This window comes from Paraburkholderia sp. BCC1876, from assembly GCF_902833695.1.
Lineage (GTDB): Bacteria > Pseudomonadota > Gammaproteobacteria > Burkholderiales > Burkholderiaceae > Paraburkholderia.
In genome coordinates this window covers 140,349-159,383 of record NZ_CADFGI010000011.1, presented here as the reverse complement: position 1 = coordinate 159,383, position 19,035 = coordinate 140,349, and the positions used below count along the sequence as shown (strand labels likewise).

The following is a 19,035-nucleotide window of genomic DNA, read 5'->3' as shown; positions in this document are numbered from 1 at the left end:
CGAAGCCCGCTTAGTAGTTAGCGGTGTGAGCGGCTTTCTCTTGCCTACTTCTCTTTGCCGCGGCAAAGAGAAGTAGGTGCCGCCCCGCACAGGGGCAACGCTAATAGACCACCGTGAACACAAGGAAAGGCCAACACCAAAAACCCACCACCCCGCCAGGCAGGCAGGCAGGCAGGCAGGCAAAAAACCACCATTTCCGACTGGAGCAAAAAACCATGATCGACAGAATAACTGCAATGCGCACATTCATCCGCATCGTGGACACGAACAGCTTCACCCGCGCAGCGGAGTCGTTAAACATCCCACGAGCAACAGCAACGACAACAGTCCAGAACCTGGAAGCCCTGCTAGGCACAGCCCTACTAGCCCGCACAACGCGGCGCCTGAGCGTGACCCCAGAAGGCGCGGCCTACTACGAACGCTGCACACAAATCCTGGCCGACATAGACGACATGGAAGCCAGCATCCGCCACGCAACGGACAACCTGACCGGTCGCCTGCGCATCGAAATGCCCGGCGCGGTGGCCAGCGCCATCGTCCTCCCAGCACTGGAAAACTTCCACACCCGTTACCCGAACCTCGACCTGGCCATCAGCATCAGCAACCGCACCGTCGACCTGATCTCGGAAGCAATCGACTGCAGCATCCAGCTCGGCGAATTGCCCGACTCGAACCTCGTCGCGCGTAACCTGGGCACGCTCGAACACGTCACCTGCGCCAGCCCCGCGTACCTCGCCCGCTATGGCACACCCACCGATCTCGACGATCTGCGCGGACACGTCGCGGTCAACTGCATGTCGCCGCATAACGGCCGTGAAGTGGATTTCGATTTCGAAGTGGACGGCGAAGCGCAACAGGTCAAGGTGAAAGGCTTCGTCAAAGTCAGCGACGAACAGGCCTACCTCATCTGCGGACTGCAAGGCCTCGGCCTGATCCAGCCCGCGCGGATCGCGGCGCAACCCTACCTCGACTCAGGCCTGTTGCGCGAAGTCCTGCCGCAATGGCAACCGGTGCCGATGCCGGTCGCCGTCGCCTATGTGAAAAATCGCCGCGTGTCGCCGCGCGTGCGCGCCTTCGTCGACTGGCTCGCGGAGTTGTTCGAAAAGGCCGAACACGTCGACCAGGACCTCACCCGCGTACGACAATTGCTGCGCGGCCTGCATCCCGCCTGAGGCGGTGTCGATGCAGGTCCGCAGCGGCACGCAACAACACGTAACACACTCAACAATCGATCAGTTCGGCAGCGTCAGCGGCACCGGCCGCGTCAACAGATCCACGTAGAAATTGAAAAAGCCCGGATTGTCGAAGCGCTTGACGACCGTCATCTTCTGCAAGCCCGCCGGCGGCGAACTCGTATAACCCGTAGCCTTGCCGTCATTGGCGCCGAAGCTCATATCCACATCCACCCATTCATCCACGGTTTGCGTGGCGAACGAAGGATTCATCAGATACGCGAGCGTCAACGTGTCCCAGATGTTCGTGGTGTAGTTCGGATTCGTCTCGAAGCCGTTCTTGCCATCGTAACCATAGCCGTTCAACGTCTTGAACAATTGCGTGATGATGGTCTGCTTCGCCGGATCATGCGCGACACGATCGTATAGCGCCTTGTCCATCTTCACGGTGTCCGTCACGTCGAGCGGAATCACCACCTGTTTGATCGGCAAATGCAACACGGCCTTCGCCGCTTCCGGATCGAACCACCAGTTGAATTCCGCCGTGGGCGTGGTATTACCCGGTACGTCGATCGCACCGCCCATGTAGATGATCTGCTTGATCAACGGCACGATCTCGGGATGCTGCCGCGTAGCCAGCGCAATATTGGTCAGCGGGCCGATCGCCAGAATCGTCACTTCGCCCGGGTTCTGCCTGACCGAATCGACAATGAAATCAACCGCGCTTTTGCTCTGCACTTTGGTGTGCGTCGCGAAGCCGTCCGGCGGCGCGACAAGGTCGCTGTCCGATTTCGGCTCGGGGTTATTCCACGCGCCGAGATAGCCGTCGCCACCGGGGAATTGCTTCTGCTCGGCCTGAATGGTCGCGAAGTCGTGCGACAGCGCGTAATTGGCGCCGGCATACACGCCGATCTGTTTCTCGACACCCAGACGCTCGACCGATTTCAACGCGTCGGCAACGCCCTGCTTCAACCATTGATTGCCGGACACGACCGTAATGCCCAGCACGTTCAGCGAACCCTGCGCCTGCAGTTGCGCCGCCATCACGCCGAGCTGACCGTCATCGCTCAGGGTGTTGTAGTCGCTATCGATAATCACTTTCGGTGCAGCGCTGGATGCAGTCAGGCTGTTGCCGCCGCACGCGGAAACGGCCAGAACGGCCGTCACGCTTGCCACGCACGTCATTGCTACAAGAAGTCTTTTCATTGATGTCTCTTATTTTTAATCGCAGCATTGCGCGAGCCGGCGGCAACAATGCCGCCCCGGCGAGGACGAACAGGTCCCCGCACGGTGACGCGCGTAGCTGGATTTTTTGTGGAAGCGCATGCGCGTCGCCTGACGCGCATGGCGGTCGATGCCGCCGCCACGGCACACACTCCGTGGCGGCAGGTGAAACTCGACGAGGGGTTAGCGGCGCGTCACGGTAAAGGCGCGACGCGCGCGACCCGAATTACGGCTGATGGGCTTGCGGCGACGCACCCGGACATGCCGGATCTTTACCCCAATGACCGTCGCACACGCGCCAGCGGCACAACTGGTCTTCAAAGAAGCCACGCTGCCCGCACTCTTTCACGCGCTCTGCGAGCTTCGCACTGGCGGGCGTGGCGCTCACTTTGGTCGTGGCACTGCCGCCCGCTGGCCTCGTGTCGGCCGGCTTGGTTCGCGCAACCAGCGCCGCCAATAGATCGGCATCCGTATCGTCTTTCGACGCCGTGCCGTTCGGGCGCTGCTTCTTCGACTGCGCGACGGCGGTCGGCATGCTCGCATGACGGTTGCCCGCACTGGCGGTCGCGCTTTCCTTCTTGCCGTGCGCCGCTTCATGCTTGCTATTGCCGGCGAGCGCGGTTGCACTCTTGCCATGCTTGGCCGCGGGCACCGGCACCGCCGAAGCGGATGTCGCGGACGCCACCGGCGTCGGCGCGCTGCTCGGCTCCGCGCCGTCGGCCAGCGCACGCGACAGGCGGTCGGCGCCGCTGGCAGGTGCAGGTGCTGACGCCGCGGCGGCTTTGCTGTCGCTGTCGTCGGCGATGATGGTGGCCGCTTGCGAAGAAGCCGGCAGCGGCACCGCCGGCGCTTTCGCGACGACCTGCGCGGCGCCCGGCGACGATGCAGAGGCAGGCACAGCCGCGGTCGCGGCAGGCTTCTCCGCTTCGCCCGGCGAAGCTGACGTAGCCGATGCCAGCGTCTCTTCATGCTGACGCTGCTGCATATGCCACGCGCCCCAACCGCCGGCCGCGATCACCAGCAGCGCAACGAGCAGAAGTGGCGCCCTGGACCGGCGCGGTTTTTCGGTAGGCGGCGCAACGCGGCCTTCCAGGTTCGCGAGAATTCGCGAACCATTGGCATCAGCGCCTTTAGCCTTATCGGATAACAGGCTAGGCGGGGCTTTGGAATTCGAACTTTCCGGCGCACTCATTCACTGTCTCATTGAATCCTGGTTTAATTCGCCGTGATAATACCGTTCCGGCTCGTCTCCGAGCAGGCCTGATTCTAAGAGCAAGCATTACAAAATACAATTGTTTCCAATTTCCGGGGTCGCCTTTGATTGCCGTAGTACTTCTCGCCTATTTCGCCATCGCCGTCCTGATCGCCGCAATGCTGCTATTGCCGGCAGTGCGCGCCTCTTTATTAGGCGTTGCACTCGCCATTCATGGCCGCGTTATGCGCGGGGCATCGCGTGGTGCAACGCATGCTCGCGGTCAATTAGTACGCTCGGCAAAAATTTCGCAATCCACCGCAGTTGATATGCAAAAGTTACTGGTAAAGCGGCGCTTGCTGATTTTTACCACGACAGGTATTCTTGCGACGCCGCCATTGGTGGCATTGGCTTTACGCGGCCGGCAATTATTCCAATTCGATGACACTGCGCGAGTACCGGACGAGAAAATTGCCGCGTTATTGAACGGCGAACAGCTCGTGCCCCCGCCGCCATTGCCGCCGGAGGTATTCGCCACGCAGGAAGTCGAACAGATTCGGCCCGCGCTCAAAGACGCGAGCCGCGACTGGAATTTGCTCGATGCAGACTTCCGAACACGCTTATTGCTCGTGTATAAAATCATGCACGAGCAATACGGGTATGAAATGGCTTTGCTGGAAGGTTATCGCAGTCCGGAGCGGCAAAACCGGCTGGCGCAAATGGGGGGCAACGTCACCAATGCCGCAGCGTTTCAGAGCTATCACCAATACGGTCTTGCCGCGGACAACGCTTTTTTGCGCGACGGCAAGCTCGTCATTTCAGAAAAAGATCCCTGGGCTATGCGAGGCTATCAGTTATACGGGCAGACCGCCGAACAGGTCGGCCTGACGTGGGGTGGTCGCTGGAAAATGATGGATCTCGGACACGTCGAATATCACAAACCCGGCTTCGTCCTTGGGCGGGGTCATTAAGGTGAAGCGGGTAATAAAGAGGTTGACAATGGGGCGTTCAATCAATTTTTCCGGCAAAACGCGGCAATGCCAGTTGCATAACGGCATTGCGCCATGCGCTTTTTTCGGTGCCTGCCCATCTGAATTTAACAATCCCGCCACCATCGCTTTCGCCTGAATATGCTTTCGTTTTATTTCAAACGCCGCACGCGCGCCTGGCTGATCGCCACACCCCGCGCCATAACACACATCAACAAGACCTGACCGGCTTATGCGACGCATTCTCAACGTGTTGACCCATACACGCACGCTCTCGATCATCGGCCTGCTCGCGCTCGCCGCTGTTTTATTCGTCGGCGCGGAAACCCTGCAGGTCGACCTGATGTGGCCGGCTCTCGCGTTCGGCGCGGTGCTCGCGCTGATCGTGCTGGTCTGGGTGATCCGCCGCCTGCTCGCGCGGCGCGCCAACCGCAAGCTCGGCGAAATGCTCGAGCAGCAGGCGGAGAAGCAGACCGAGCCCGGTCCGGCGCCCACGCCCGCGCGCCAGGCGGAACTCGACGTGCTGCGCACGCGCCTCGTCGACGCGGTAAAGACCATCAAGACCTCGAAGATCGGCCAGGTTTCGGGCGGCTCGGCGCTGTACGAACTGCCGTGGTACATCGTGATCGGCAACCCGGCGGCCGGCAAGAGCAGCGCGGTGCTGAACTCGGGTTTGCAATTCCCGTTCGCCGACAAGAACAACGCGGTGATTCACGGCATTGGCGGCACGCGTAACTGCGACTGGTTCTTCACGACCGAAGGCATTCTGCTCGACACCGCCGGCCGCTATTCCGTACACGACGAAGACCGCACCGAATGGCTCGGCTTCCTCGGCCTGCTCAAGCGGTTCCGGCCGAAGGCGCCGATCAACGGCATCATCGTCACGGCGAGCATTGCCGAGCTGACGAACAGTAAGCCCGAATTCGCGATCAACCTCGCGAAGAACCTGCGCCAGCGCGTGCAGGAATTGACCGAGAAGCTCGAAGTGTTCGCGCCGGTGTACGTGATGTTCACCAAGGCCGACCTGATTACCGGCTTCACCGAATTTTTCAGCGGCAGCGAGCGTCACGAATACGACCGCGTGTGGGGCGCCACCCTGCCCTACCAGCCCGACGAGAAGCGCGACGTGGTCGGCCTGTTCGACGAGCATTTCGAAGAGCTGTACGACGGCCTGAAAGAAATCAGCGTCGCGCAGATGTCGATCAATCGCGGCAACAAGCTGTCGCCGGGCCAGTTGAGCTTCCCGCTCGAATTCTCGACCATCAAGCCCGCGTTGCGCGCGTTCCTCGCCACGCTGTTCGAAACCAACCCGTTCCAGTACAAGCCGATTTTCCGCGGCTTCTACTTCACCAGCGCCTTGCAGGAAGGCGAAACCAACAGCGCGGCAGCCACCCGCATCGCCACCCGTTTCGGCCTGAGCGCCGACAGCCTGCCCAAGCCGCATAGCGCGTTCTCGAAGAACGGCTTCTTCCTGCGCGACCTGTTCTCGAAAGTGATCTTCGCCGACCGTCAGACGGTCCGGCAATTCGCGAGCCCTGCCAAAACGCGCATGCGCTATGCGACGTTCTTCGGCTTCGTGGCCGTGCTGGCGCTGGCGCTCGGCGGCTGGACGTGGTCCACGGTGAACAACGAACAGCTCACCGCGAACGTGCAGGCCGACCTCGATAACGTGGTGCGTCTGCAGCAGAACCGTAACGATCTGCAGTCGCGCATGCAGGCCATGGACGTGCTCGAAGACCGCATCGACCAGCTCGAGCAGTTCCGCCGCGACCGGCCGCTCGCGGTGTCGCTCGGTCTGTATCAGGGCGACCGTCTCGAACAGCGTCTGCTCACCGAGTACTACAACGGCGTACGGCAGATCCTGCTCGACCCGGTCTCGCAGAATCTCGCGTCGTTCCTGAAAGACGTCAACGCGCATCCCGATCAGCTCGCACCGCTGAACCGCACGCCGGACGCGGCCGCGGTGCCGGTGTCCGCGCATGCGGCAATGGCCGCGAACAGCCAGGGCGGCCTGTATAGCGACGCCTCGCCCACCAACGTGGAAGACGCGTACAACGCGCTCAAGACCTACCTGATGCTGAGCGACAAGCGTCACGTGGAAACGGCTCACCTGACCGATCAGGTGGCCCGCTTCTGGCGCGGCTGGCTCGAAACGAATCGCGGCAACATGCCGCGCGACGAGATGATCCGCAGCGCCGAACGCATGATCACGTTCTACCTGTCGCGCGTGTCCGACGACGACTGGCCGATGATCGACGAGAACCTCGGTCTGGTCGACCAGACCCGTGAAAACCTGCGCCGCGTGGTGCGCGGCATGCCGGCCCGTCAGCGCGTCTACGAGGAAATCAAGGCGCGTGCGTCGACCCGTTTCGCGCCCATGACGATCGCCCGCATTGTCGGCGACAACAATACGGCGCTGGTCGCGGGCAGCTACGCGATCCCCGGCACCTTCACGCGTGAGGCGTGGTTCCAGTACGTGCAGCCCGCGATTCGCGACGCCGCCACCAAGGAACTGCAGGCGAAAGACTGGGTGCTCAACACCTCCGCGCACGACGATCTGACGCTGGAAGGCAGCCCCGAGCAGATCCAGAAGGCGCTCGTCACGATGTACAAGACCGACTACGCCATGCACTGGCAGAAGTTCATGCAAGGCATCGCTGTGCAGAACTTCGGCAGCTTCGGCCAGGCGGTGGACGCGATGAACCGTCTCGGCGATCCGCAGGACTCGCCGATCCGCAAGGTGCTCGAAACCGCGTACGACCAGACTTCGTGGGATAACCCGTCGCTGTTCAACGCAAACCTGAAGCGCGCGCAATCGGGCGCCACCAGCTGGTTCAAGAACCTGTTCTCGCGGGCGCCGACCGGTCAGTTGAACGCCAACATCGACATCAACGGCAATCCGGTCGAAATGCCGATGGGCCCGATCGGCCAGGAGTTCTCGGCGCTGGGCCGCATCGTCCAGACCGGCGACAACGGCTCGATGCTCAAGGGCTATATGGACACGCTGTCCAAGGTCCGCACGCGCTTCAACGTGATCAAGAACCAGGGCGATCCGGGACCGGGCGCGCGTCAGTTGATGCAACAGACGCTCGACGGCAGCGGTTCCGAACTGGCCGATTCGCTGAAGTACGTCGACGAGCAGATGCTCACCGGCCTCACCGACTCGCAACGCAAGGCGCTGCGTCCGCTGCTGGTGCGTCCGCTGATGGCCGCCTACGCGGTGGTGATCCAGCCGGCCAGCGTCGAAGTCAACAAGGTGTGGAACGCGCAGGTCTATCAGACCTTCCAGGGATCGCTGGCGACCAAGTACCCGTTCGCGGGCGACGCCAAGGTCGAAGCCGGTGCGAGTGAAATCGCCCAGGTGTTCGGGCCGGACGGCGCGATCGCCAAGTTCGTCGGCACGACCCTCGGGCCGCTCGCGGTGCGCCGTGGCGACACGCTGACGGCACGCACCTGGGGCGACATGGGTCTCGCGCTGACACCGGACTTCACCAGCGGCTTCGCGCGCTGGGTGGCACCGCTTGCCGGCGGTGCGGCGGGTGGTGGCGCGGGAGCGCAAGGTTCGGCCGAACCGCAGACCGTGTTCCAGATCCTGCCGCAGCCTAGCAGCGGCACCACGGAATACACGCTCGCGATCGACGGTCAGCAGATGCGTTACCGCAATACGCCGCCGCAGTGGACCAACTTCGTGTGGCCGAATCCGTCGGGTTCGCCGGGCGCGACGCTGAACGCCACGACCTTCGACGGCCGCACGCTGCAACTGGTGAACGAGCCGGGCCGCTACGGTCTGGAGAAGCTGATCAACTCGGCACAGCGCAAGCGTCGTCCGGACGGCACCTTCGACCTGACGTGGACCCAAGGCAATATCACGGTGGCGGTCAGCATGCGCATCATCAGCACGTCGCAGGCTTCGAGCGCCAGCAGCGACGCGCCGCAACAACAGAGCCTGCGCGGCCTGCGTCTGCCGTCGTCGGTGGCGGACGTGAGCGCGGCGGCCAATTCGGTCAATGCAACGGCCGCGGGTGGACCGGGCGCCGCGCCCAGCCCCGCGCCCGTCAACGCGCCGGCGACCGCCGCTGCCGCGGTTTCGAACACAGGGAGTGCGCAATGACGCAGACCGTCCAGGCGCAAATCGCCTATTTCGGCAAGATTCCGTCGCGCGGCGATTTCGTGAAGAGCGCGCATAACCCGCAGTTGCTGGCCACGCTCGACCGCTGGATCGCGGAAGCCATGGAACTGCTTACCGACGACCCGCGCTGGAAGATCGTCTACGAAAACGCCAAGCCGATGCACTTCGCGTTCCTCGGTTCGCGCAGCAAGCTGGCGATCGCCGGCCACATGGTGGCGAGCCACGACCAGTCGTCGCGGCGCTTTCCGTTTCTCGCCGCCACGGCGCTCGAAGTCGAAAAGCCGCTGACCTTCCTCGCGCACAGCCCGCTCGCGTTCGCGCGCCTATGGTCGCGCATCGCTTCGCAAATGAAGCCGCTGCTCGGCGCGAGCGAGCCGGCCGGCGCGCTGCAGGCGCTCGGCGAGACGATGGTGCCGATCGAGATTGGCGGCGGTCCCGGCAATCCGCACGACGGCACGTTCAACGACTTCGTCGAGCATCAGACACTTGCCGGTCTCGAACAGATGCTGCTCGCGAGCGGCCACCCGGTGCGTCTGCGCGGCGCGATGCTGGCGCTCGGCTCGCTGCTGCGTCCGGTGATGCAAAGCGGCTCGTCGCATCTCGAACGCGGGCTCACCTTGCCGCTGCCGAACGACCCGTTCTACCGCAGTCTGGTGGCCGCGTTCTGGCTCGAACTGATCGCGCCGTTCGTCGCCCAGGCGGATTTCGAACTGGCCATTTTCATCGGCACGATTGCCGAGCGCGAGCGGCTCATCATCGGCTTTAACGGCGCTTCGGCCAAAACGCTGCACAGCGTGGTCGATCCGCAGTCGTACGCGGCACATAACATCGATATCGACGATCCCGAGTGGATCGACGAACACGCACAAAACGATCATGGCATCAGCAAGCTCGTCAGTTACCTCGACCAACCGCAACTGTCGCTGCGCGTCAGCATCGACACGTTCCGCGAAGCCTTCACGGGAGCGTGACACGATGCTGAACCCACGTACCTCAAGCACCTCCCGTACCTCAGGCAGCCCACGCATTCGCATGGCCGCGCTGCTCGCGGGGCTGCTGCTCAGCGCCGCCGCGCAGGCCGACAACGACGGCCCGGCGCGCGTCACGCCGGTCGACAACAGCGGCATGGCGATTCACACTACGGTGCTGCCGGGCACGGCGTCCGCGCAAACGGGCACCGCCGGTCCCGCAGTCACCACCGCGGGCCTCGCCAGCGGCACGACCGGCGCCGGCACCGGCGCGATCACCGCTGCGCCGCCGCCCGCCAATGCAACGCCGGGTCAGGTGGTGGTCGGCGGCAAGGTGCCCGACGAAGCGACCAAGGCGGCCGTGCTCGCGAAACTGCGCGACACGTATGGCGCGGCCAATGTGGTCGATCAGATCGAAGTGGCCGACGTCGCGACGCCGCCCAACTGGTCGGCCAACGTGCAAAAACTGATCGGCCCGCAGTTGAAGCAGATCAGCAAAGGCCAGTTGAAGATCGACGGCACGCAGATCGACGTAAAGGGCGAAGTGCATAACGAATCGCAGCGCCAGCAACTCGCGAGCGACATGGCGAATGCGCTGAACCCGACCTACACGATCAAGAACGGACTGCGCGTGAGCGCGTCCGAACAGGGGCTGCTCGATCAGACGCTGGCCAACCGCACGATCGAATTCGAAACCGGCAGCGCGACGCTCACGCCGCAAGGCCGGCTGATTCTCGATCAGATGGCAGCCGCCATGCAGAAGATGACGACCCGAACCGTGGCGATCATCGGTCACACCGACAACTCGGGTAATCGCTCGTCGAATATCGCGCTGAGCCAGGCGCGCGCGGATGCGGTGAAGGGCTATCTGGTCGCCAAGGGTATCTCCCCGCAGCAGATGACGACCACCGGCGTCGGTCCGGATCAGCCGATCGCATCGAACGATTCGACAGATGGACGCGCGAGGAACCGGCGCATCGAGTTCCGCGCGGGGTCGTAACAGCGCAGTGCAGTGCGGTGCGGTGCGGCGTGGCGGCATCGCCGCGTACCCACGCCGGTCAGGCCAATCCGCCCCGCCCGGTTTCGGGCGCGGCGTGACGCAGGTTTACACCGCCTGATTCTTCAGCCCAAGCACCTCGATCTTCGCGATCTCCGGCGGCGCCACGAACAACTCGTCGGCGCTGCCCATCAACGCCTTGGCGATCGGCCCACTCAGATGCGCGTCGCGGCCCGCTTCGTCTTGGAACGCGTCGAACACACCGAACACACGATCCGACAATTTCAACGCAAACCAGATCGGCGTGGTGGTTTCCTGATTCGCCAGCTCCAGCCCTTTTTCCAGAAAAGCCGCCACGTCTGCTTCCTTGCCGGGCTTCGCTTCAAAGCGCGCGAACAGTGCGTACTTGATCATGATGAGTCTCTCCGAGTGAGTGGGATCGCAACGCTTGCGACCGATCCCACTTTACAGCGCGGAAGGCATCTGGGATGCTGGCACGATTGACATCTTTGGTATCGATCGAGCCATGAATATCACGGTGCTGGCGCTGGAAGGCGTATTCGACACGGGACTCGCCATCGTGCTGGATGCGTTGACCACGGCGAACGAACTCTCCGCATTGCAGGCGTGGCCGGGCGAACCGTTTCAGGTTTCGGTCGCCGGCGTGCGTCGCAAGGTCAAAAGCGCGCAAGGCCTGAGCGTTCCCGTGCGGCCGCTGGCGGACTGCCCGGCGCCGGATCTGGTGATCGTGCCGGCGCTCGGCTACAAGATGCCCGAGTCGCTGCAGGCGGCGCTGGCGCGCGCGGACGTGGCCGAAGCCGCCGTGGCACTGCGTGGCTGGGCGGAGACGGGCGTGCGCATCGCCGCGGCGTGCGTCGGTACGTTCGTGCTGGCTGAAAGCGGCTTGCTGGCGCAGCACAACGCCACCACCACGTGGTGGCTGGCGCCGCTGTTTCGTCAACGCTATCCGTCCGTGCGTCTCGACACGAGCCATATGCTCGTCAACTCCGGACAGTTCGTGACGGCGGGCGCCGCGTTCAGCCACATCGACATGACGCTATGGCTGATTCGCCAGACCAGTCCCGAACTGGCCACGCTGGTGGCGAATTACCTGGTGGTCGACTCGCGGCCGTCGCAGTCGGCGTACATCATTTCGGATCACCTTTCTCACGCCGATCCGCTGGTCGAGCGTTTCGACCGCTGGGCGCGCGCACATCTCGACAAGGGTTTCAATCTGGATGCCGCCGCCAGTGAGCTGGCCACCAGCAAGCGCACGCTGGCGCGGCGCGTTCGCGACGTGCTGGGCAAGACGCCGGTCTCGCATGTGCAGGACCTGCGCATCGAGCGTGCCGTGCATCTGCTGAAGACCAGCAGCAACAGCGTCGACAGGATTGCCGACATGGTGGGCTACGCCGACGGCGTCACGTTGCGCACGTTGCTGCGCCGTCGGTTGCGTAAGGGCATACGCGAGATCAGAGGCGCGTGATCGGCTAGCTTTTCTGATCGTCGGGCTTCACGCCCAGCAACTCGCGGATATGCGCAAGCGAGCCGTCGTCTTTCACCACCGTGGACAGCCATTGATGCAACGGCATATCCGCGGCTTCAGCGGCTTTCTCGGCGAAGTAAGCCGCCGGATTGTGCGGCTCGGTGCCGCGAAAGAACCGCGCCACCGCGCGCAACTGCGCGACGGCTTGCGCACGGCTCTGGATTCCTGCAATCGGGCTGGTCGGCGTGGTCGTCAACACGGGTTCCTCGCGTTGCGGTGAAGTCTTGAAGGTGGGCTCGGCGCGTTCGTGCTCGGTCGGCGCGGGTGCTTTGGGCGGCGACGTTTCCGCGTTCACGCCCAGTTCGCGCGCAAACCGTTCGGCCAGACGGAAGACGTTCTCATACGCGTCTTTCGCCTGACGGAAACTCGGCGCGGCGTCGGCCGCGCGGCGGTCGAGTTCCTGTTCGAGCGCGAGCATGGCCGCCTCGAACGCTTTCAGATCGGCCAGCAGCGCCGTGTAGAACGCCGGCGGCGTGGCGCGCTTCGACGCTTCGATCTGATCGATGGACGGCTTGCCGCGCGCGATTTCGTCCGCGTGATCCGGATCGCGCTTGACGGCTTGCGCGACGTGCGTCGCCACGTCCCAATCGATCGTGCTGTACGCGTTACCTTGCGACGAGGTCAGCGGCATGGCACGCAGCAGTTCGCCGGTGCGCCCCACCAGCCACGCGACATTGCCGAGTCGATACTCGGTGTCGTCGCCTTCCGGCAGCGGATGCACGGTGTCCCAGTAGCGCTCGCACAGCCCGGTCAGCAGCGTATAACCCCGCGTGAGACCGTCCATGCCCTCTTCGAGCGCGAGCGCCTCCGTGAGCCAGACGGCGAGCCGCAGGTCTTTGGTCTGCGTTTGCAGCAACGCGCTCGTGCGCTCCACCACGAACGGCCAGTCGGCCTCCTTGATGTCCGTGACCCACTCGCCCTGATCGAGCGAGGGATCTTCGAAACGGCGCGCGTGCTGGATCGCGTCGAAGTCGGCGGAAAACAGCAGATCGTCGCCGCACGGCGAGGTCTCGCTGAGCGGCGCCAGCAGGGTGTCCAGATTAGTCGGCATGACAGAATGCAATAGGTGTCCGGTACGGCATTTAAACAGATTGGCGAACGTGTGAGCGCGCCGCGGTGTGGCTGCGGCTCGTTACACGACCGTGTAGTCGAACTCGCCGGCTTCGCTCGCGCGCACCGCAATGCGTTCGATCCCGGCGCCGTTCGCGATGCGCTCCAGTACCTGCTGTGCGACCTCGGGCAACAGCGTGCCGTTCAGAATATGGTCGACGTTGCGCGCCCCCGAATCCACCTCGGTACAACGCGCGAGCACGGCGTCGACCAGCGACTCGTCCCACTCGAATACGGCCTTGTGATTCGCTTCGATGCGGCGGCGAATCCGCTCCAGTTTCAGTTCGATGATTTCGGCGAGCACGTCGTCGGAAATCGGGTAGTACGGCACCACTTTCATGCGGCCGAGAAAGGCCGGTTTGAACGTTTTGTACAGTTGCGGGCGCAACGTCTCCGCGAGTTCGTCCGCGTCCGGCAGTTCTTCCGCGCTTTTGTTCAGACAGGCCTGCATGATCGCCTGCGAGCCGACGTTCGAGGTCAGAATGATCAGCGTATTGCGGAAGTCGATCTCGCGGCCTTCGGCGTCGTCCATCGTGCCCTTGTCGAACACCTGGAAGAACATTTCGAGCACGTCGGGGTGGGCCTTTTCGACTTCGTCGAGCAGCACCACCGAATACGGATTGCGCCGCACCGCCTCGGTCAGCACGCCGCCCTCGCCATAACCCACGTAGCCCGGCGGCGAGCCTTTCAGACCGGAGACGCTGTGCGCCTCCTGATACTCACTCATGTTGATCGTGACCATCTTGCGCTCGCCGCCGTACAGCACGTCGGCCAGCGCCAGCGCGGTCTCGGTCTTGCCGACGCCCGACGGGCCCACGAACATGAACACGCCGCGCGGCTTGTTCGGGTCTTCGAGACTGGCGCTGGCGGTGCGAACGCGCTGCGCGATCGCGTCGAGCGCGTGGTCCTGGCCGATCACGCGCGCAGCCAGCAACGGCTGCAAGTTCAGCACGGTCTGGATTTCGTCCTTGATCATGCGACCGAGCGGAATACCGGTCCATGCCGCGACGATCTCCGCGACCACGTGGCCGTCCACCTGCAGCGGCACCATCGGCTGGCTGCCTTGCAGCGCGTGCAGTTCGGCAACGCGCGCGGCGAGTGTTTCGCGTGCGGCTTGTGCTTTGCCGGCTTTGTCAGTGTGTTCCGCGTGCTCGCCGCTCGCGTTGCTCACGCGGGCCGCGTCGAGCTCGGCGCGCAGGCCGACGATCTCCGTGACCAGCGCGCGTTCCTTGTCGTAGCGGGCTTCGTCTTCCGCAAGCGCTTTAACGTCTTCCTCGCGCAGTGCGCGCAACTCCGCCAGCCGCTCGTCATGCACCGCGCCACTCACCACTTCGCGTTCCAGCGCGGCGATTTCGGTGTCGATTCGTTCGAGGCTTTTCTTTGTGTCGTCGATCGCGGCTGGTGTCGAGCTGTGTGCGAGCGCCACCTTCGCGCAGGCCGTGTCGAGCACGCTGATCGCCTTGTCCGGCAGTTGCCGGCCGCTAATGTAGCGATGCGACAGGCGCACTGCTTCGGTGATCGCGTCGTCGAGCACGCGCACGTTGAAGTGCTTTTCCATCAGCGCCGCCATGCCGCGCAGCATCGCCGCGGCGAGCGTCTCGTTTGGTTCCTCGATCTTCACGACCTGGAAACGCCGCGCGAGCGCTGCGTCTTTCTCGAAGTACTTCTTGTACTCGCTCCACGTGGTCGCCGCGATCGTGCGCAATTCGCCGCGCGCCAAGGCCGGTTTCAGCAGATTGGCCGCGTCGTTCTGACCCGCCTGGCCGCCGGCGCCAATGATCGTATGCGCCTCGTCGATAAACAGAATGATCGGATGCGGGCTCTTCTTGACCTCGTCGATCACGTTCTTCAGGCGGTTTTCAAACTCGCCCTTCACGCTCGCGCCGGCTTGCAGCAGACCCATGTCGAGCACGTGCAACGCCACGCCTTTGAGCGGCACGGGCACGTCGTCGGCGGCGATGCGCAGCGCGAGACCTTCCACCACGGCCGTTTTGCCGACGCCCGCCTCGCCGGTCATGATCGGGTTGTTCTGGCGACGACGCATGAGGATGTCGATGGTCTGGCGAATTTCGGCTTCGCGGCCAATCACCGGATCGATCTTGCCGTCCCGCGCGCGCTGCGTGAGATTGCTGGTGTAGGTGTCGAGCGCGGGCGTCTTCGACGGTGCGCCGGGCACGCCTTCGTTCGCCGCGATATCGCTCGCGTCGTCACTGGCGCTGTCGGCCGCGCTGCTGCGTTCCGCTTCGCGCGAGCCCGCGGTGAGTTCGTCGAACTTGTGCTTCAGATCGGTCACGCGCACGTCGCGCAGCAACGGCGACATGCGCTCGGCAAACTGCGCGAGATCCGGTGCGCTCAGCAGCGCCAGCAACAAATGCCCCGAGCGGATCCGGCCAATCTGCGAATCGAGCGACGCAATCAGCCACGCCTGTTCGAGCAGGTCGATCAGATGCTTCGAGAACACCGGCGTGCGCGTATTACCGGTTTTCAGCCGCTGCAATTCGCGTTCGAGATCCGCGCGCAACGCATGCGGGTCGATCCTGCTCGCCCGCAGCACGAGCGCGACGTCGCTCGCCGATTCATCCAGCAGCGCCAGCAGCAGATGCTCGAGGTCGACCTCGTAGTGACCGCGCGCGAGACAGTTGTTCGCCGCCAGCAAAGCCGCTTGCCGGCAGGTCGGATTCAGTTTGGCGATCAGGGTGTTGAGGGACGTGCTCATGTCGTGCGATCCGGGTCCAGGTTCTATCGTTGTGGTCAGTGAATCACGTGCAATTCGTAGCGGGCGTCCGCCCGGTCACGGTCGGCTTCCCGCGTGCACAGGAACGCGTCCCAACCGAGACGCGCGCCCTTGCTCAACTGGCTCGGCCCCACTTCCTTGCGGCGCAGCACCAGCGAGACTTCGTATTCGAGCGTGACGCCGGCCAGCAACGTCAGCATGCGCTCCAGCGCAACGGCGCGGTCGGCGCCGGGCAGGAAGGCTTCGTAATCGGCCTTGTCGAGCGGCCCGATCACGAGACGAGCCCGCATGTCGCGCTGCCAGACGCGTTCGCCCGCCAGCGCGGTGGCGCCGAGCGTTGCGTTGACGCTGCCGAGCACGGTCAGTTGATCGGGCGGCACGTCGTACCATTTGCCGATGAACTGCTCGACCCGCACCCGCACCTTGAAGTACTCCGACAGCGTGCGCTGCAAATACGCCGCCGACACCGGCCGATGCCGCGCGGCCAGCGCGTAGCCGGCAATCGCTTCGTCGAACAGCGCGCCGTCGCCGCTTTGCAGGCTGTTGCGCGTGTCGTCGTCGGCGACGCCGGCCAGCGCCAGCAACAGCGGCAGATAGCGTTCGTCGCGATCCAGCTCGTAGTGAAACGGCAGGCGATACTTCTTCCATGCCGCGTAGAACAGCGCGGTCGCGCGGTTCGAGAACACGTCGAAGAATTCACGCGCGGCGCGGTCCCGCTTGATATGCTCGCGCGCCACGATCTGCTCGGTGTAATGCAGCGGCAACGCGCCCTGCCCGCCGAGCAGCCCGAAGAACGCCGGCGTGATATCCACCTTCTCCAGCGAACCATCCGCGAGCGCCGCGCTGCGCTGCGCCTTGTCTTTCAGCGGCGCGCCTTCGTCGCCGTAAGACTGCGCGCTGTGAATCTCGCTCGGCGGAAACGACATGGACAGCGTGTTGCGAAACGCAATGCGCTGCGCGACGATTTCGCCGGGCCGCCGGTTGCCCGAATGCCCATTGTTTGACGGCGCCTGTTGTGCGAACCACTTCTCGAGGATCCGCACCGCCTGAAAAAATTCGAAGCGATGCGGCTCGTCGAGCAGTTGCTCGATTACGCCAGGATCGACTCGCCGCTGCGCGGTTTGCATCGCAGAATCTCCTCGCCCGTGCGCTTCGACACGACGACCAGTTGCACAAAGCTGTTCAGATGCACGTACAGCCCAAAAAAGGTATCGATGACCCGCACGAACGAAGCGAGACTCGTGCCGACGAAATGCTCTTCGTCGATCGTCAAACGAATCTCGATGCCGCGCACGAAGGTGGCGAACGGCTTGCCCGGCAGCCACTGCACCGCCGCGCGCTGTTCAATGCCGACCAGTCCGTCGATATGCCGCGCCGACACCGCCGTGCGCCGCAAATCGTAGAGCACCAGCATTTCCTTCAGCGCCGACAGACCGCTATTGGCCAGCGACACATGATTCAACGCCAGATGCGAAATCAGCCGCCAATGCGACGCGCGCCCGCGCTCGAAACGCACGCTCGGCGTGGGCCGGCGCAGCATCGAAATGCTGCCGGTCAACGAGCCGCCTTCGAGATACAGATCGCCGCCTTCCAGCCCGACCGCGAGGCCGGCGGGCAAGTCGCGATTCGTGCAGGTCAGATCGAGACTCAAGGTATCCGTTTGCGGCGCGGCGGGTTCGAAGTCGATATCGACGATCGAGATTTCCGTCTCGTAGCCGGGGCTTTTCTGCGCAACCCAGTCGTTGCGGCGCGCGAACCAGTAATGACCGGCGCGCGCCGCTTCGCCGTGATGCAGCGAGTAGAACGGCCGGAACTCGATCACCGACTCCTCATGCGCCTGCTGCCTGACGAGTTTCACCGAGTCGATCGAATAGACCTCGTAGGCGAAGGCGCGGCGCGATTCCGCGATCACCGGATACGAAATCGCCTGATGGCTGATCCGGATCGGCTCGCCGTGCTGCTCGAACAGATTCACCACCGGCGAACAGAACAACCGGAAATGATGCGCGGACAACGAATCGAGCAGGCGCGCCATGTGCGAATCGCTGCGCACTTCCTTGAGCACCACATGCAGCGTCAGACGCTGGCAGCGGCCGCTGGCGCGCGTCATCGCGGCCAGATCGAAGTCCGCGAAATTAAATTTCTCGGGAAACGCGAAGTATTCGGTCAGCAACCGGTAGGCCGGATGCGATTTGGCCGGATAGTCGATTAGCGCGTCGTCTTCGTCGAAGCCCGCCTGGACGAGCGGCGACACGCGCAGCGGGGTCCACACGCCGCGCCGGTCGGCTTCCACATACGTGGCCATCGCGTTGACGAACAGGCAGTCCGACAGCGCCGCGATAAACGACTGCTCGCCGTGCAGATGCGCACGCAGCGTGCCCAGCTTCAACGCCGACAGATCGAGCGGCGCGGTGGATTCGAACGTGATCGACACGATCGCCGTGGCGTTGCCCGGCAGCACGGTCGCGCTCGGCGCCATGGCTACCGACGTGTACTTCGCCTCCGAGATGCGGATCGGCGCGAGCGTGACGTCGTAAGCGGTGCGGAACCGGCATTGCACGCCGCGAATCGGGCGCGACTTCAGTTCGGTGCCGCGTTCGATCAGCACCGGCTCGGTCAGATGGCTAAGTGCCGCCGAGGTGCCCAACTGCGCGATCGAACATGACGGAAACGGCCGCAGGTAGTGCGGATACAGCACTTCCAGCAGCGCTTCGGTGAATTCGGGGTAATCGTCGTCGAGTTTCTTGTTGATGCGCGCGCCGAGCAGCGCGAACGACTCGATCATCCGCTCGACGTGCGGGTCTTCGCAGTGCTCGCCGGACATGGCCAGACGCGCCGCGATCTTCGGATAGCGCTCGGCGAAATCGCGCGAATAGCGCCGCAGAAATGATAATTCGCGCTCGTAATACGGCAGCAATTCTTCCATCGATCTATCCCCGGACCTGAACCTTCCGCGCCCCGTCTCATCATGCCG

13 protein-coding genes are annotated in these 19,035 nt (G+C 63.7%); 6 read left to right on the top strand and 7 right to left on the bottom strand.

Annotated elements, in window-relative coordinates; all coding sequences use genetic code 11:
• The first annotated feature begins 215 nt into the window (after nt 1–215).
• A complete protein-coding gene (locus HWY05_RS31070; RefSeq protein ID WP_176060785.1) occupies nt 216–1,172 on the top strand; it encodes a LysR family transcriptional regulator in 957 nt (318 codons plus the stop codon).
• 60 nt (nt 1,173–1,232) lie between these two features.
• On the opposite strand, the gene HWY05_RS31065 is transcribed toward HWY05_RS31070, so the two are convergent.
• Together HWY05_RS31065 and HWY05_RS31060 are read right to left on the bottom strand one after the other, a co-directional pair.
• Nucleotides 1,233–2,378 (bottom strand): nucleoside hydrolase, encoded by a 1,146-nt coding sequence (locus tag HWY05_RS31065; RefSeq protein WP_176060721.1) that lies wholly within the window; start codon nt 2,376–2,378, stop codon nt 1,233–1,235.
• 244 nt (nt 2,379–2,622) lie between these two features.
• On the bottom strand, nt 2,623–3,588 hold the full coding sequence (locus HWY05_RS31060) for a hypothetical protein (RefSeq protein ID WP_176060720.1): 966 nt from the start codon (nt 3,586–3,588) through the stop codon (nt 2,623–2,625).
• A 125-nt stretch (nt 3,589–3,713) separates the two neighbouring features.
• Between HWY05_RS31060 and HWY05_RS31055 the strand changes: the two genes are divergently transcribed.
• The 4 genes from HWY05_RS31055 (at nt 3,714) to HWY05_RS31040 (ending at nt 10,674) form a co-directional block, all read left to right on the top strand.
• A complete protein-coding gene (locus tag HWY05_RS31055; RefSeq protein WP_035556656.1) occupies nt 3,714–4,559 on the top strand; it encodes a M15 family metallopeptidase in 846 nt (281 codons plus the stop codon).
• A gap of 250 nt (nt 4,560–4,809) precedes the next feature.
• Nucleotides 4,810–8,688, top strand: coding sequence for a type VI secretion system membrane subunit TssM (gene tssM / locus HWY05_RS31050; RefSeq protein ID WP_035556654.1), 3,879 nt, complete (start codon nt 4,810–4,812; stop codon nt 8,686–8,688).
• Nucleotides 8,685–9,677, top strand: a complete 993-nt coding sequence (tagF, locus tag HWY05_RS31045; RefSeq protein WP_035556651.1) for a type VI secretion system-associated protein TagF — start codon at nt 8,685–8,687, stop codon at nt 9,675–9,677. Before tssM ends, tagF begins: the two co-directional genes overlap by 4 nt.
• Nucleotides 9,678–9,681: 4 nt before the next feature.
• Nucleotides 9,682–10,674 (top strand): OmpA family protein, encoded by a 993-nt coding sequence (locus HWY05_RS31040; protein WP_176060719.1) that lies wholly within the window; start codon nt 9,682–9,684, stop codon nt 10,672–10,674.
• A 105-nt stretch (nt 10,675–10,779) separates the two neighbouring features.
• Here HWY05_RS31040 and HWY05_RS31035 read toward each other — a convergent pair whose 3' ends face one another.
• Nucleotides 10,780–11,085 carry an antibiotic biosynthesis monooxygenase gene (locus tag HWY05_RS31035; RefSeq protein WP_035556646.1) on the bottom strand — a complete coding sequence of 102 codons (306 nt, stop codon included), beginning with the start codon at nt 11,083–11,085 and terminating at the stop codon, nt 10,780–10,782.
• Between the two features lie 112 nt (nt 11,086–11,197).
• Between HWY05_RS31035 and HWY05_RS31030 the strand changes: the two genes are divergently transcribed.
• Nucleotides 11,198–12,157 carry a helix-turn-helix domain-containing protein gene (locus HWY05_RS31030; protein ID WP_035556643.1) on the top strand — a complete coding sequence of 320 codons (960 nt, stop codon included), beginning with the start codon at nt 11,198–11,200 and terminating at the stop codon, nt 12,155–12,157.
• A 4-nt stretch (nt 12,158–12,161) separates the two neighbouring features.
• Here the strand turns inward: HWY05_RS31030 and tssA are convergent, their stop codons facing one another.
• From tssA to tssF, 4 genes are all read right to left on the bottom strand, one after another.
• A complete protein-coding gene (gene tssA / locus HWY05_RS31025; RefSeq protein ID WP_176060718.1) occupies nt 12,162–13,268 on the bottom strand; it encodes a type VI secretion system protein TssA in 1,107 nt (368 codons plus the stop codon).
• An 81-nt stretch (nt 13,269–13,349) separates the two neighbouring features.
• On the bottom strand, nt 13,350–16,043 hold the full coding sequence (tssH, locus tag HWY05_RS31020) for a type VI secretion system ATPase TssH (RefSeq protein WP_176060717.1): 2,694 nt from the start codon (nt 16,041–16,043) through the stop codon (nt 13,350–13,352).
• A 35-nt stretch (nt 16,044–16,078) separates the two neighbouring features.
• Nucleotides 16,079–17,188 (bottom strand): type VI secretion system baseplate subunit TssG, encoded by a 1,110-nt coding sequence (gene tssG / locus HWY05_RS31015; protein ID WP_035556633.1) that lies wholly within the window; start codon nt 17,186–17,188, stop codon nt 16,079–16,081.
• Nucleotides 17,152–18,987: a type VI secretion system baseplate subunit TssF gene (gene tssF, locus HWY05_RS31010; RefSeq protein WP_176060716.1), complete on the bottom strand. Its 1,836-nt coding sequence runs from the start codon at nt 18,985–18,987 to the stop codon at nt 17,152–17,154. Before tssF ends, tssG begins: the two co-directional genes overlap by 37 nt.
• Between the last annotated feature and the right edge of the window lie 48 nt (nt 18,988–19,035).